Genomic DNA, 14,240 nt, shown 5'->3' on the forward strand with positions numbered 1-14,240 from the left:
TTATGCGTTATGAGCGGAGTTAGCGGCCATTCGGCAGCAGATCATGCCTGCGGCTAGCCGAACAGATTGTGGCCCTACATGAGCCTTTCCGCTCGCGCTCGCATTGCTGGCTCAAGTTCGAGTGAATGACGCGCGATCTTGTCGAAATAGACGGACGTTGTCTCATTGATGGCGCGCAGGTCCCCATCAAGCGAACCAGCCATTATCTGGCGAAACGTGATTGATGAACGCCCCACCTTCAGGACCTGAGAGCGGATCGTCAGCAAGTCCCCGGCGGGCACTTCCTTTTTATATTCCATTGTCGAGCGCACATCCGCCCAACCGAAACCCTCATCCGGGATTTTCCCGGCAATGTGGCCCAACAGCTGAAAGCTCGCATCGTCGAACATCCCGGCATAATACCGGACATTCATATGTCCCATGACGTCGCACATCCACGGATGTACGACGCCGATAAAAGTCACAAGACCGCTCATCGCGCTACCGACTGATAGCCGCACAGGAAAGCGGTGAGATTGTCGCCCAGCGCATCGCAAAGATAACCACCTTCCTGAACGATGACAGTTGGCAGCCGAAGCTTTGCAATGGCTTCGGCAATGCGCCCGAAACCGCCAGTGGTAACCGACAATCCGCCGAATGGATCACCCTCAAACGGGTCAAGACCAAGTGCTACCACCAGCGCATCTGGCGCGAAAGCTTCTATACGACGGAAAGCCGTATCGAGCGACGCGAGGAACTCGTCATCGCCAGATTTGCGTGGCAGAGGCAGATTGAGATTGTAGCCGAGCCCAGCGCCTTCACCGCGTTCATCGGCATGGCCCCAGAAGAATGGATAGAAGCGCAACGGATCGGCGTGGATCGAGACTGTCAGCACATCGGGACGCGCATAGAAAATGCCTTGCGTCCCGTTACCGTGATGCAGATCAACATCCAGGATTGCGACGCGTTCAGCCTTTGACCGTAGATGCTGGGCCGCGACTGCCGAATTATTGACGAAACAAAAGCCGCCAGCAACATCGGCAAAGGCGTGATGCCCCGGTGGACGGCAGAGCGCATAGGCCGCCACCTCGCCCGCAAGCACCGCATCGGCGGCGTCAACCGCGCTCCAGGCACTCCAGCACACGCTTTCCCATGTGTGTTCTGCTATCGGGCACGCCGTATCGGCCATGTGATAGCCAACCTGCCCGACGGCGGACGCGGGATAGCGGCCGTCGCGCGTCAACGGATGAATGTTCGGGATGACCTCTTCCGAAGCTTCCTCGATGCGCCGCCAACGCGGATAGATGTGCTGCAGGAACTCCAGATATTCCGGCGTATGCACGGCAGCTATCGGACCGAGACCGTGATTATTCGGACGGATAATCTCGCAGCCCACAGCCTTTGCGCCGGAGAGCAGGCGCTCGACACGCTCCGGTTGCTCGGGGTTTGGCTTCGGCGCACCGCTGGAAAGAAAGGCTTTCGGATCGTGACGCTTTTGCTCAACAGCGTAGAAGGCTTTCATGATTACTCCCTAATTTGCGTTGATACGCGCCAGACGGGCAAAATCCTCGCCATAAGCGCCATGATCGAGGTCGGCTTCGATCCAGCCGATACCCAGCCGCTGGTAAAAGCGCCGCGCGGCAATATTGTCCCGATCCACAGCCAGCCGCAGATAGACGCCGCCCCGCGCTGTCGACCACGAGGCGACATGGCGGAGCAAAACCTCGCCCACCCGCCGACCGCGAAACGCCTCGTCAACATAGAGATCCTGCACAAAGACACCCGGCTTTCCGAGCCATGTCGAGAAAATCGGGAAGAACAGTGCCAGCCCGGCAAATACCTCGTCCACCTCGGCGATCAGACTGGTAAAAGCGGCGTTGGGACCAAAGCCGTGGTTGCGAAAATCTTCTACCGTGCTGGAGACTTTGCCCGCAGCGCCAAGCCCCGCGCCCATCACGCGGATCGCCTCGTGAATCTGTTCAGCATCGGCAGGCTCGGCGAGCCGGATCACAACGCCCGCTTTGCTATCCAACACGATCTTTGGCATCAGAACGCCACCCTGTCTCCACCCTTCAGGCCCAGATAGTCGCGCGCCTCGTCAGGTGTAGCAACTTCCAGCGACAAGCCGTCCAGGATGCTACGGATGCGCCGCACCTGATCGGCATTGCTCTTGGCCAGTTTTCCCCGTCCGTCATAGAGACTGTCTTCCAGACCGACACGCACATTGCCACCCATGGCCGCTGCCATTGTGATCATCGGAATCTGGTGTCGCCCTGCCGCCAGAACCGAGAAGGAATAGCCGTCGCCGAACAGCTTGTCTGCAATGCGCTTCATATGCATGAGGTTGTCCGGGTCTGCACCAATGCCGCCCAGAATACCGAAGACGAACTGGATGAAGAGATGACCGGTCACCAGTCCACGATCACGGAAATGGGCCAGTGAATAGAGATGCCCGACATCGTAGCATTCGAACTCGAAGCGTGTACCGCAGCCCCGACCAAGACTGGTCAGAATGCCTTCCATATCAGCGAAAGTGTTCTTGAAGATCGAATGGCGCGTTGCCTCCAATAGTTCGGGTTCCCAAGCGTGCTTCCACTCGCGTGGCTTGTCGAGGGCTGGAAACAGCGCGAAATTCATCGAGCCCATATTGAGAGAACACATTTCCGGTTGCGCCTTGAGCGGCGCAGCCAGACGGTCATCCAGCGTCATCAATGACGAGCCGCCGGTGGAAATATTCACCACCGCCGCGGTCGACTGCTTGATACGCGGCAGGAACTGCATGAACAGATCCGGATTGGCGGATGGTCTGCCGTCACGGGGATCGCGAGCATGGAGATGCAGAATGGATGCGCCCGCTTCCGCCGCCGCAATGGCCTCACTGGCGATCTCCTCCGGCGTAACCGGCAGATGCGGCGACATGGTTGGAGTGTGCACGGAGCCCGTCACTGCGCAGGTGATGATCACCTTGCGCTGTGTTTTCTTCTTATCGGTCATGATCCGGTTTCCTTATGCGTTCACGGGCAGCTTGAGTTCACGCGACAGAACCTCCAGCGTATCGTCAAGGATCGCGGTGATCTCGCCGACCTGTTCTCGACTCACGATCATCGGCGGACAGACGAGGAAGTGATCGCCTTCAACACCACCCCGCGTGCGGCGCGAATAGATGATCAGACCGCGCTCATAGGCAAGATCGACCATGCGCTGATGGGCGTTCAGCTCCTTCGGCAACGGCTTCATGGTTTCAGGATCGGACACGAATTCGGCGGCCAGCAACAACCCCTTGCCGCGCACATCACCGATGAACGGGAAGCGCTTCGCCAGTCCTTCCAGCTCGCCCTTCAGCGCATCGCCCATATGGGCGGCATTGCCGACCAGATCGAGACGATCAATCTCCTGAAGCACCGCCTTGCCTGCCGCGCAAGCCAGCGGATTGCCCGCATAAGTGAAGCCGTGCAGGAAGCCACCAGCATCCAGAACCGGCTGCACGATGCGCCCCGGCGCCACCATTGCGCCAAGCGGGCAATAACCAGAGGCGAAACCCTTCGAAAGCGCGATGAGATCGGGCTTGCAGTTCCAGTGGTCGCCGCCAAGAAACTTGCCGGTGCGTCCTGCGCCGCTCATCACCTCGTCGTGGATGAGCAAGATGCCATAACGGTCGCAGATTTCGCGGATACGCGGATAGTAACTGTCGGGCGCGACCAGCGCGCCGGTCGATGCTCCACCGATCGGCTCCATGATGAAGGCGAGTACGCTTTCAGGACCTTCTTCCTGAATCTTCTCCTCCAGCATGTCGGCATACTTCTGGCCGCGCTGTTCCATCGTGAGATTGTCGCGATCGAGATAGGCAGTCGGTGCGGGGACTTTCGGCATTTCGCGCATGATGGGTGCGAAAGGCTCGCTCAAAGCCGCATAGCCGGTGACCGCCAGCGCCCCAAGCGTACCGCCATGGTAAGACGGAAACCGCGAAATCACTTTCCAGCGTGTGCCCTGCCCGGTCGCAACCACCCATTGGCGGGCAAGCTTGATGCAGGATTCCACTGCTTCCGAACCACCGGACACGAAGAAAATCTTGTCCAGACCTTCCGGCATACGTTCGGCGGCCATGCGCGCCAGATCTTCCGCCGGCTCGTTTTCGAAATGGAGACGATAAGCGAAGGTGACGCGATCCATCTGCTCTTTCATGGCGTCAAGCACGTTGCGATTGCCGTGGCCGATATTGACCACCATCGCGCCGCTAGACCCGTCGATGACACGGCGTCCGTCCTGATCCCAGATATAGATACCTTCGGCACGATCCACCAGTGGCCTGCGCAGGCGCGACTGGTAGAAAAGATGCGATGTCGGGCGTTCGTTCTGTGCTTTTGTGTTGAGCATGGCGTTACTCTGTCAGCGCTTGAGATATTGGTTAAGAACATTGGCGGTCACACGCTCGACCATGCGGTCGCCACGTTTGAGAGCCGCGACCCACTCACAGCTTCCGGCGTGGAAAACCTCGCCCTTGCCGCGCGGGAAATTGACGATCATGCCGCAGCCGCGCTTGATGCGTTCGACGGCTGCATCGCCATTGTCGCCGATCAGCGTATCGGCTACAAATTTGGCATCGGCATCGGAGAGGAACTGGTCGTCAGCTGGAATATCCGCGCTCTCTTCCTTGAGAGACGACATGCCAAGCGCCAGAATCTGCAATCCATCAGGTGCGCCGCTGCCCTCCTCCGGTTCAGGCAGACCGCCGCGGATCACATAGTCGAGCCCGTCGACCTCATAGCCGAAGGCGTGACCGTCAGCGCCCAGGAGATCACCGTAATAGATGCCCGTTCCCGCAAAGGCCCAATGTTCCGGGCGATAGACCGGAAAACCGCGCACGCCACGCGGGGCGCAACCACCCCAGCCGACATAAAGCCCGCGCAGCGCATTGAGGCCGAAGGTTTCGGCAGCAGGCCGTCCGGCTTCCGTCGCTTCCCAGCAACCGCTGGTGCGCCGTGGATCAGCGGAGCGATAGACCGGGTCTTCAGCGCGGGCGCGATATTTGTAACAAGTCTGGCGCTTGCCATCATCCTCAAGCCGCGTCTGCCACATGAAGTTGCCCGCAAAACGGGCCGCACGGCCGCCGCCATCGACATAATGATCGACGGCATCGCGCATTTCCCATGTCCAATATTCGTCGTGACCGACAAAGGCCACGCAATCATAACCGTCGAGGATTTCCGGCGAGAAATGCAGCTCATGCTGGCTGGCGAGATCAATCGCAAAGCCTTCCCGTTCAGCCCAGCGGAAGAACAGGCTGTCATAGCTCGCCCAGCCGGACGAGGCATATTTCTTGGAATAGCCATTGGCAAAGGCCCATTCCATATGCGGATAACGCGGAGGTGCCGCGGGCCGCGTCACAAATTCCAGCGGCACGCGGGGCGCATCGGACGGCAGCAGCGCAAAGCCACGGCAGAACGGACGCTCGATGCTTACCGTCGTCGCATATTGATCGCCATTCGGTCCGGTAATGCCCTGATAGTGATTGGAACCGCCCCAGGTATTGTAGGCCGTCCACGTGCCGGTCGCGGCAACCTGCAGGATGCGACCGGGCTTACGGCCTGCTGCAGGTCGCAGGACGAAAAGATGGTGGCAATGGATCAGCTGACCGTCATTGCCTTCGGCTTTCAGCGTGATGCGATAGGCGCCGGAAGGCCAGTTCTCATCCGTCTTGAACGAAAATGTCGTCTCCCAGCCGCAGCCCACAACGGAACATTGGGCTGGCGTTTCCTGCCATTTGCAGTCTATCCCTCGCTTTGCGAAGACAGGCTTTTCAACCGCCCCATCCCGCACGATTTCGATATCGAAACGCGACGCGGTCGCACTCACCTGCAAATGAACCGTTGCGCCCGGCAGATAAGAATAGGCATCGGTGTAGCACCAGATTTCGCCACGCGGCCCGTCCATGCCGGGATATTCATAATAATGGCCAAGCACAGCTTCGCGCCGCTGCGCCGAGGTCAGTCCGAAATCGGGAAACTCCCCAAAATCGGCGAACTCATTGGCGTTTCTCTCGTTCATGCCATCACCTCACGCGGCCAGATATTTCTTGAGGAAGGAGCGGGTACGCTCCTGCACGGGATTGCTCAAAATCTGATCCGGCGGCCCCTCTTCCACCACCACACCGCCATCCATGAACAGGATGCGATCTGCCACTTCGCCCGCAAATCGCATCTCATGCGTGACGATCAGCATCGTCATATGTTCAGCGGCAAGCTGCTTCATGACGGCATTGACTTCATCCACCAGTTCGGGATCGAGTGCCGAAGTCGCCTCGTCGAACAGCATGACTTTCGGCTGCATGGCGAGCGCACGGGCAATGGCCACACGCTGCTTCTGACCGCCAGACAGCCGCGAGGGGTAGACGTCGATCTTGTCGGCAAGCCCGACCTTTTTCAAAAGCTCCAGCGCCAGTGTACGAGCAGCGTCCTTCGTCATGCCCTTGAGTTTGATGGGGCCGAGCGTGATGTTTTCCAGCACTGTCAGATGCGGAAACAGGTTGAAGTGCTGGAACACCATGCCCATCTGCTGGCGCACGGCATTGATGAGCTTCTCGAAAGCCTGCCCGATGAGAGGTTGATTGACCTGCATGCCATCAAGCCAGACTTCACCGCCATTAAGCGCTTCTAGATGATTGATCGAGCGCAGAAGCGTGCTCTTTCCGGAGCCGCTGGGGCCGATGATGGCGACGATCTGGCCACGCGCCACGGAAAGGTCGATACCTTTCAACACTTCCAGCTCGCCATAGGCTTTGCGGGCACCCTTCACTTCGACCATCGGCTTTGCGGTTTTGGGGCTGCTCATCGCGTGACCTCCACTTTTCTTTCAATGCGCCGCAGGCTGGCTTCCAGAACCAGATTGACCACGTAGTAAATGGCGGCGATGGTGATGTAGAATTCGAACGGGCTGAAGGTTTCGCTGATGGCAAGCTGCGCGCTGTGCACCAGTTCCGCAATGCCGATGATCGAAACCAGCGACGTATCCTTCAAAAGAACGATCATATTGTTGCCGATGGGCGGGATCGTATTGCGCACCGCCTGCGGGATGACAATGTAGCGCAAAGCCTGACCATGGCTGAAGCCGATGGAACGCGCGCCTTCCATCTGACCCGGATCGACCGCCACGATACCCGCACGGATGATATCGGCATTATAGACGGCAAAGTGGAGGCTAAGGCCGATGATGCCCGCGCCAAGTGCCGGAATATCGATACCGATCTGAACCAGCCCGAAATAGATCAGGAACAGCTGCAACAGAAGCGGCGTTCCCATGAACAGCCACATGAAGAGCCGCACCGGCCATGCGAGAATCTTGGGCGCGTAAAGCACCACCAGCGCAAAGATGATGCCGAGCACAAAGCTGAGGAAAGCCGACGCTATGGTCAGAACCAGCGTCCACCACAGTCCTGTCAAAAGCAGATCCGTATAGGGAGCGACGATGCTGAAATCGAGAGCTTGCATCCTGTCCTCCCTCACTGCGCCGCGAAGCGCTTGTCGAGAAGATCGACCCCGCGCGCCACGATATAGATGATGATCATGTAGAGAACAGCTGCAACACCGAAAATCTCGAACGGCTTGTAGGTGGAACCGATGAAACGCTGCGCTGTATAGGTCAGCTCAACCACTGAAATGGTGGAAACCAGCGCGGAGCCCTTCAGGAGCGCAATCGTGTTGACACCGAGAGGGCGGATCATCAGCCGGGCTGCCTGAGGTAGAACAACGAACCGCATCGTCTGCCCGCGCCCGAAACCGATAGAACGGGCGGCTTCCGCCTGGCCGCGATCAACGCTTTGAATTGCGCCGCGGATCGACTCCGACATATAGGCGCCGATATTCAACCCCAAACCGATGACGCCAGCGGCAAACGGTTCCAGATTGATGCCGATTTGCGGACCGCCGAAATAGAGAATGAAGAGTTGCACAAGGCAAGGTGTGCCACGAAAGACGCTCACATAAGCTGCCGCAAGCCATCGCAGGATGACCGAGCGGGATAGACGCCCGTTAACGAGGACCGCCGCGACGGCCAGACCCAACACCAGAGCCAGAGCAGAAATTTGGACAGTCACCAATGCCGCCTCCAGAAAAAACGGGAGGACGCGCAACATCAACGCAAAATCCATCGGAAAACTCCGGTCAATCGGTTCTCAACCGGCCCGGACATATGCCGGGCCGGGATGACGCATCAGCGAATATCGCTGCCAACCCATTGCATCGAGATCTTCTCATAGGTGCCGTCGGCCATGATCTCGTCGAGAGCCTTCTGCATTGCAGCCTTCAGCTCTGGATTGTTCTTGCGGATGGCGATGCCGATGGCGACGCTGCCGCCTTCAATATCGGGCGTATCGAGCCTACGCACCTTCTGTCCGGTTTCCTTGATCGCCACCATGACAGGGATGTTGTCAACGACGATTGCGTCGACACGACCGGCATTCAGTTCGAGCATCAGCTCCGGCAGGCCCTTATAGGTGCGAATGGTCCAGCCACCCTGCTCGCGCGCCCATTTTTCATGGGTTTCACCAAGCGTGACGCCTAGCGTCTTGTCTTTAAGATCATCGAGCTTGTGAACCGTAGAGTCTTCCTTCACGAAAACCGCGCGGCCCGCGTGATAGTACGGTCCAACAAAATCCACGGCCTTCTCGCGTTCCGGCGTAATCGTCATGGAGCCAACCACCGTGTCGAACTTGCCTGCTCGAAGACCCGCAACGATACCGTCCCATGCGGTGGTGATAAGCTGTGGCTTGAGCTGCATGCGTTCGGCAATCGCCGAACCGATGGAAGCGTCGAAGCCCACCACTTCATTCTTCTCATTGACGAAATTGAACGGCGGGTACTGGCCACTCATGGCGATCTTCAACTCGCCCGCTGCCTTGATCTTTTCAAGATCATCCGCCTGTGCAGGTGCAACCGCAAAGACTGTGGTGGCTGCAATCGCGGCTGCGGCAATGAAACCCGTGAATTTGTTAAACATGCTGTTCCCGACTTCCCTTTGTTTGTTTTTCTTGAGGCTTTTTGATGCCTTCCAATATTCATGATTGCTTTTATGGGTGCATTTCGCAAATAGATAATGGGAATGGATTGCATAGATTTCATGAATGGATGATGCCATGTCGTTACATCGCCCTGAACGCCTTGTCTGGGATCTGGACTGGAATCTTCTGCGCAGTTTTGTGGTAATCGCGGAGGTCAAAAGCATCACCCGCGCGGCAGAGCGTCTCAACCTCAAACAACCAAGCGTAAGCAATGCGTTGCGCCGATTGGAAGACCGCATCGGCCAGCGGCTGGTGGAGCGCGACGCAACCCATTTTGAACTGACGGACGTTGGCAAACTGCTTTACGAACAGAGCATTGAGGTCTTCGGCGCGATTTCACAGCTGCCGCAACTGGTGCGTGGCGTCGGTGACAATGTGACTGGCCATGTCACCATTTCTGTCGCCAGCCACATCATATCGCCGATCTTCGATCAGGCGCTCGCGCTGTTTCATGAACAGCATCCCAATGCGACACTGACGATCAACGTATCAGCCAGTACAGAAGTCGCGCGGCTTGTGCGCGAGAAGCGCGCTTCCTTCGGCCTTGGTCTGGTGAGCAATCGCGACCCCGCGCTCGACTACACCATGGTCTATCGCGAGTTCTTCGGGTTTTTCTGCGGGCCCCGGCACCGGATGTTCGGCCAGTCCGGGCTTGCCCTTGCCGATCTGAAAGGGGAACCATCGGTTTCGTTCCAGACCGATCACATTGCCGACGCGTTACGGCCTGTAGCCCTGTTGCGCAGCGAGGCGCGACTTTCACCGGATGTGGTCGGCACCTCGTCAAGCCTCGAAGAAGTCCGCCGGATGATCATCACCGGGCTTGGCATCGGTCCTCTTCCATTGCATGTCGCGCGACGCGAGATTGATGACGGTCTTCTCTGGCGTCTGCCGCCTTACGACAACCCGCCTGCCATCGATGTTTTTCTAATCCACAACCCTGAAGCCAATCTCAACAAGGCAGAAAAGGCCATGCTGGCCGGACTGAAATCTATCATTGCATCAACGCCCCTTGAGGAGCGCATCTACCAGGGTTGAGCCCCCCAAAGCCCCCAATCTTCACGGCTGCGCCAGCAACGTCTCATGATAGGCCCAGAACTCGTCTATGAAGCGCTGCGCCAGACTGTTATCGGGGCCATTACTGCGACGAATGACGAGAAACCCAGCATCGACGAAGCTCGTGAAAGGCCGGATCGCCACGCCGCGTCCGCGAAAATCGGTTGCCGACGACGGATCGATGATCGTTATGCCAACACCTTCGGCCACAAGCGTCAGCGCCGTGTGCGACAAGCGAGTCTCAATGGTGGCCGACCGTGGAATGCGCGCAAGCGCAACCTCGACGCGCATGGCAAACAGCGACCCCGGCTCCAGCGTGATCATACGTTCATCGGCGAGATCATCCGGTGAAACCTCCGGATAGTCTGCAAGACGATGCCCCAGCGGGACAGCGACAACCGCCGGTATCGCCCGGGTTTCAATATTGAAACCGGGCCGGTCGAGCGGACCATCGGCAAATCCGAGATCGACCTGACCAGATGCGACGGCCTCAACAACCATTGCCGAAGGAATACCGTTGAGAGAGGCGTGGATATTGGGTCGCTCCTTGAGAAAACGCGCAAGGAAGCGCGGCATGATCCCGTTTGCAAGCGCAGGCATGGCCGCTATCCGCAACATGCCCGCATTCTGACGGCTGATCTCGTCGGCGAAACTCCGGATGCGATTGAGCCCGACATAGGCCCGCTCCACCTCCTGCAACAGCGTCATGGCCGCCTGCGTAGGGATCAACTGGTTTCCGCGACGGTTGAAGAGCTTGAGTTTCGTGTCGATCTCAAAGTCGCGGATCAGGCGGCTCACGGCGGGCTGGGTGATCGACATCAGTTCCGCTGCAGCCGTCATTTTTCCAGTTAGCATGACGGTTCGGAACGCTTCGACCTGACGCAGGTTCATGTTTCACCATAATATTTGGTTATGCTTGAGGCTTCATTTCGAATTTGACTGTATTGAGCCCCGCTGTCAAACCACTCCCATAAACGTACCGGCGCGGTGAAAGCACCGGACATAAAAAGGGAACGAGGCAGTTGGGTGCGGTCAGCGCATATCTGGATTTGATGGGTTTTGCCGAAGACGGCTGGGGCTACGATATGCTCCGGGCCACCGGCATGACACTCGCGGTAGCCTTTTGCGGCTTTGCGGCAGGTGCGGTGTTCGGTATGATTGCCGCTGCCGCGTCATTTTCATCACAGCGCATTCTCAGAGTTGCGGCTGACGGCTATTCGACAGTGCTTCGCGGCATTCCCGATCTCCTGGTCATTTACCTGTTCTATTTCGGCAGCAGCGCCGTGTTGAGCCAGATTGGCGCGTTGTTCGGCGGGCAAGGTTTCGTCAGTGCGCCAATCTTCATCACCGGTGCACTGGCCATCGGTGTGGTATCGGGTGCTTATCAGGCCGAAGTTTATCGCGGCGCGGTGCTTGCACTCCCCAAAGGCGAGATCGAGGCTGCCAAGGCCTATGGCATGCCACCGCGTCTGCTGTTTCGCCGCATCATGGTTCCGCAGGCGGCACGCTTCGCCATTCCGGGAATCGGCAATGTGTGGCAGCTCGTCTTGAAAGAGTCGGCGCTGATTTCGGTCGTCGGACTGGTTGAGCTGATGCGTCAGGCGCAAATCGGCGCTGGATCAACCCGCAAGCCTTTCACCTTCTTTCTGACCGCCGGGCTGCTTTATCTCGTCATCACATTCATATCGGGCTTGCTGTTCAAGAATGCTGAAAAGCGCGCCATGCGCGGTATCCGGAGGGCGGTATGAGCTTTCTCGACCTGCCGTTCATGTTCGACAGTTTTGTTCAGCTATGCCGGGGTATTCCGCTGACGCTGCAACTGATGGCGCTATCAGTTATCAGCGGCGCCGTGCTGGCCACCATACTGGCCACGATGCGTCTGTCGGGCAATCTGGTACTGGACCTCATTGCGCGAGGTTATATCTTCGTGCTGCGCGGCACCCCGCTGCTCGTGCAACTCTACATCATCTATTACGGCCTCAGTCAGTTTCCAGAACTGCGCCGGAGCTTTCTCTGGCCGTTTTTGCGGGAACCCTATTGGTGCGCGGTACTGGCTCTTGCACTCAATACGGCTGCCTATAGTGCCGAAATCATTCGTGGCGGCGTTCTGTCGGTTGCGACCGGGCAGATCGAAGCGGCGCGCGCTTATGGCATGAGCGGCTTCACCCTCGTCCGTCGCATTCTGGCCCCACAAGCATTGCGACAGATGCTGCCCGCCTATTCGAACGAAGTAATCTTGATGGTGAAGTCCACCGCGCTGGCATCAACCATCACCATGATGGAGGTAACGGGGCTGGCGGCCAAGCTGATTTCCGCCACCTATCGCCCTGTCGAAGTCTTCATCTGTGCAGGCGCGATTTATCTCCTCCTGAACTTCGTAGTCACCAGAATCTTCAAACTGCTGGAATACCGCCTGTCGGCGGCCCAGCGTCAGCCTGTCATCGTGCATGCCGCCGGAGGAAACTCATAATGCAACGTTTCGAAACGCCTGCGGTCGAGATCAAGAACCTCGAGAAATGTTACGGCGCGCACAAGGTTCTGCATTCAGTTTCCTTGCAGGCCCACCAGGGTGAAGTCATCTCCATTCTGGGTGCATCAGGTTCCGGCAAATCCACACTGCTGCGCTGCATCAATATGCTGGAAGTGCCGGATGCAGGCAGTGTGGCTATTCACGGCGAGGCATACAAGCTCGACCAACAGCCCGGGCGCGCAGCTCGTCCGGCCGATGCGAAACAGGTTCAGCGGCTGCGCGGTCAGGCGACGATGGTGTTTCAGTCGTTCAATCTGTGGTCGCACCTGACTATCCTCGAAAATCTGATCGAAGCGCCTGTCCATGTGCAGAAGCGAAACCGGTCGGAGTGCATCGCCGAGGCTGAAGCACTGCTGGAGCGGGTCGGCATTGCCGACAAACGCAACTTCTATCCCGCGCATCTTTCTGGTGGCCAGCAGCAACGCGCCGCAATTGCCCGCGCGTTAGCGATGCGGCCGAAGATCATGCTGTTCGATGAACCAACCTCCGCGCTCGACCCCGAACTGGTGGCCGAGGTGTTGAAGGTCATGCGCGATCTGGCGGCAGAGGGGCGCACCATGCTGGTCGTGACCCACGAGATGGGCTTCGCCCGCGATGTTTCTAGCCGTGTCGTGTTTCTGCGTCAGGGCGTGATTGAAGAAGAAGGCACGCCCGACGAGGTTTTTGGCAACCCAAAAAGCGAACGGTTCCGGCAATTCATTTCCAAACAAAACGCGTGAACCGATCAATCAGTTTTCTAACAGAGGTGAACATATGAAACTGAAATTCGTCCTTTCCGTTCTCGGCGTTCTCGCCGTTGCCCCGACCGCGCATGCCGAAGATGTTGTGCGCATCGCGACCGAAGGTGCTTATGCGCCGTGGAATTTCTCCGGCCCGAACGGTGTGCTGGAAGGCTTCGAGATTGACCTCGTCAAAGACCTTTGCGAGCGCCTGAAAGCGAAATGCGAAATCACCGCTCAGAACTGGGACGGCATCATTCCATCGCTGACCGCTGGCAAGTATGACGCCATCATGGCGGGTATGAGCATCACGCCGAAGCGTGAGGAAGTGATTGCGTTTTCGTCGCCTTATGCGGCAGCCATCAACTCCTTCGCAGTCATGGATGACAGTGACCTCGCCGATCTGCCGGAAGGCGGCAAGCCGCTGAATGTCGATTCCGATGCGGCCAAGCCGGTGCTCGAGGAAATCGCCAAGAAAATCAACGGCAAGACCGTCGGCGTTCAGGGTTCCACAACCGCTTCTGCCTTCATGGAACAGTATTTCAAGGATGGCGCGGATGTGCGTGAGTACAAGACTGCCGAAGAACACAATTTCGACCTGACCAGCGGTCGTGTGGATGCGGTTGTCGCCAATGCCACAGTTCTTGCGGCTGCGCTGGAAAAGGACGACATGAAGGGCGCAAAGCTGGCTGGCCCGCTGTTTTCGGGCAAGGTCTTCGGCATGATCGGTGTCGGTCTGCGCAAGGAAGATACCGCCCTGAAAGGTCGCTTCGATACTGCCATTCAGGCCGCGATTGCCGACGGCACGGTGAAGAAGCTTTCCGAGAAGTGGTTCAAGGTGGACGTGAGCCCGCAAAACTGAGCCAACACTATCGGGCCTGACTCTCGTCAGGCCCAACACTGACGA

Annotated in this window: 16 protein-coding genes; 5 read left to right on the top strand and 11 right to left on the bottom strand. The window is 58.0% G+C overall.

Annotated features, from left to right (window positions below):
- Positions 1–74 precede the first annotated feature (74 nt).
- The 10 genes from FHW00_RS20200 to FHW00_RS20245 form a co-directional block, all read right to left on the bottom strand.
- Positions 75–476 carry an acyl-CoA thioesterase gene (locus tag FHW00_RS20200; protein WP_182514689.1) on the bottom strand — a complete coding sequence of 134 codons (402 nt, stop codon included), beginning with the start codon at positions 474–476 and terminating at the stop codon, positions 75–77.
- Positions 473–1,501 (bottom strand): histone deacetylase family protein, encoded by a 1,029-nt coding sequence (locus FHW00_RS20205; RefSeq protein ID WP_078340553.1) that lies wholly within the window; start codon positions 1,499–1,501, stop codon positions 473–475. The genes FHW00_RS20200 and FHW00_RS20205 overlap by 4 nt, the downstream gene beginning before the upstream one ends.
- A 9-nt stretch (positions 1,502–1,510) precedes the next feature.
- The gene (locus FHW00_RS20210; protein WP_078340554.1) at positions 1,511–2,026 is read right to left on the bottom strand and encodes a GNAT family N-acetyltransferase; all 516 of its coding nucleotides are present in this window, start codon (positions 2,024–2,026) and stop codon (positions 1,511–1,513) included.
- Entirely contained in the window at positions 2,026–2,973 is a 948-nt protein-coding gene (locus FHW00_RS20215) for a BKACE family enzyme (protein WP_078340555.1), read from the bottom strand. The genes FHW00_RS20210 and FHW00_RS20215 overlap by 1 nt, the downstream gene beginning before the upstream one ends.
- Before the next feature lie 12 nt (positions 2,974–2,985).
- Positions 2,986–4,353: an aminotransferase family protein gene (locus tag FHW00_RS20220; protein WP_078340556.1), complete on the bottom strand. Its 1,368-nt coding sequence runs from the start codon at positions 4,351–4,353 to the stop codon at positions 2,986–2,988.
- Between the two features lie 12 nt (positions 4,354–4,365).
- Entirely contained in the window at positions 4,366–6,024 is a 1,659-nt protein-coding gene (locus FHW00_RS20225; protein ID WP_078340557.1) for a N,N-dimethylformamidase beta subunit family domain-containing protein, read from the bottom strand.
- A 9-nt stretch (positions 6,025–6,033) separates the two neighbouring features.
- Positions 6,034–6,780 (bottom strand): amino acid ABC transporter ATP-binding protein, encoded by a 747-nt coding sequence (locus tag FHW00_RS20230; protein WP_078340609.1) that lies wholly within the window; start codon positions 6,778–6,780, stop codon positions 6,034–6,036.
- 23 nt (positions 6,781–6,803) lie between these two features.
- Positions 6,804–7,463 carry an amino acid ABC transporter permease gene (locus tag FHW00_RS20235; RefSeq protein WP_078340558.1) on the bottom strand — a complete coding sequence of 220 codons (660 nt, stop codon included), beginning with the start codon at positions 7,461–7,463 and terminating at the stop codon, positions 6,804–6,806.
- A gap of 11 nt (positions 7,464–7,474) precedes the next feature.
- Positions 7,475–8,122: an amino acid ABC transporter permease gene (locus FHW00_RS20240; RefSeq protein WP_078340559.1), complete on the bottom strand. Its 648-nt coding sequence runs from the start codon at positions 8,120–8,122 to the stop codon at positions 7,475–7,477.
- Between the two features lie 62 nt (positions 8,123–8,184).
- Positions 8,185–8,970 (bottom strand): ABC transporter substrate-binding protein, encoded by a 786-nt coding sequence (locus FHW00_RS20245; RefSeq protein ID WP_078340610.1) that lies wholly within the window; start codon positions 8,968–8,970, stop codon positions 8,185–8,187.
- 136 nt (positions 8,971–9,106) lie between these two features.
- Between FHW00_RS20245 and FHW00_RS20250 the strand changes: the two genes are divergently transcribed.
- The gene (locus FHW00_RS20250) at positions 9,107–10,066 is read left to right on the top strand and encodes a LysR family transcriptional regulator (protein ID WP_078340560.1); all 960 of its coding nucleotides are present in this window, start codon (positions 9,107–9,109) and stop codon (positions 10,064–10,066) included.
- 21 nt (positions 10,067–10,087) lie between these two features.
- Here the strand turns inward: FHW00_RS20250 and FHW00_RS20255 are convergent, their stop codons facing one another.
- A complete protein-coding gene (locus tag FHW00_RS20255) occupies positions 10,088–10,975 on the bottom strand; it encodes a LysR substrate-binding domain-containing protein (RefSeq protein ID WP_078340561.1) in 888 nt (295 codons plus the stop codon).
- A 161-nt stretch (positions 10,976–11,136) separates the two neighbouring features.
- On the opposite strand from FHW00_RS20255, the gene FHW00_RS20260 reads away from it, so the two are divergent.
- From FHW00_RS20260 to FHW00_RS20275, 4 genes are read left to right on the top strand one after another with little or no spacing between them, the layout of a single operon-like run.
- On the top strand, positions 11,137–11,832 hold the full coding sequence (locus tag FHW00_RS20260) for an ABC transporter permease (protein ID WP_078340611.1): 696 nt from the start codon (positions 11,137–11,139) through the stop codon (positions 11,830–11,832).
- Positions 11,829–12,554, top strand: coding sequence for an ABC transporter permease (locus tag FHW00_RS20265; RefSeq protein WP_078340562.1), 726 nt, complete (start codon positions 11,829–11,831; stop codon positions 12,552–12,554). The genes FHW00_RS20260 and FHW00_RS20265 overlap by 4 nt, the downstream gene beginning before the upstream one ends.
- Positions 12,554–13,333, top strand: a complete 780-nt coding sequence (locus tag FHW00_RS20270; RefSeq protein WP_078340563.1) for an ABC transporter ATP-binding protein — start codon at positions 12,554–12,556, stop codon at positions 13,331–13,333. Before FHW00_RS20265 ends, FHW00_RS20270 begins: the two co-directional genes overlap by 1 nt.
- A gap of 34 nt (positions 13,334–13,367) precedes the next feature.
- Complete coding sequence (locus FHW00_RS20275) at positions 13,368–14,195, top strand: lysine/arginine/ornithine ABC transporter substrate-binding protein (protein ID WP_078340564.1); 828 nt, start codon at positions 13,368–13,370, stop codon at positions 14,193–14,195.
- Positions 14,196–14,240: the final 45 nt, after the last annotated feature.

It is taken from the genome of Ochrobactrum sp. P6BSIII (assembly GCF_014138065.1).
Taxonomy (GTDB): Bacteria; Pseudomonadota; Alphaproteobacteria; order Rhizobiales; family Rhizobiaceae; genus Brucella.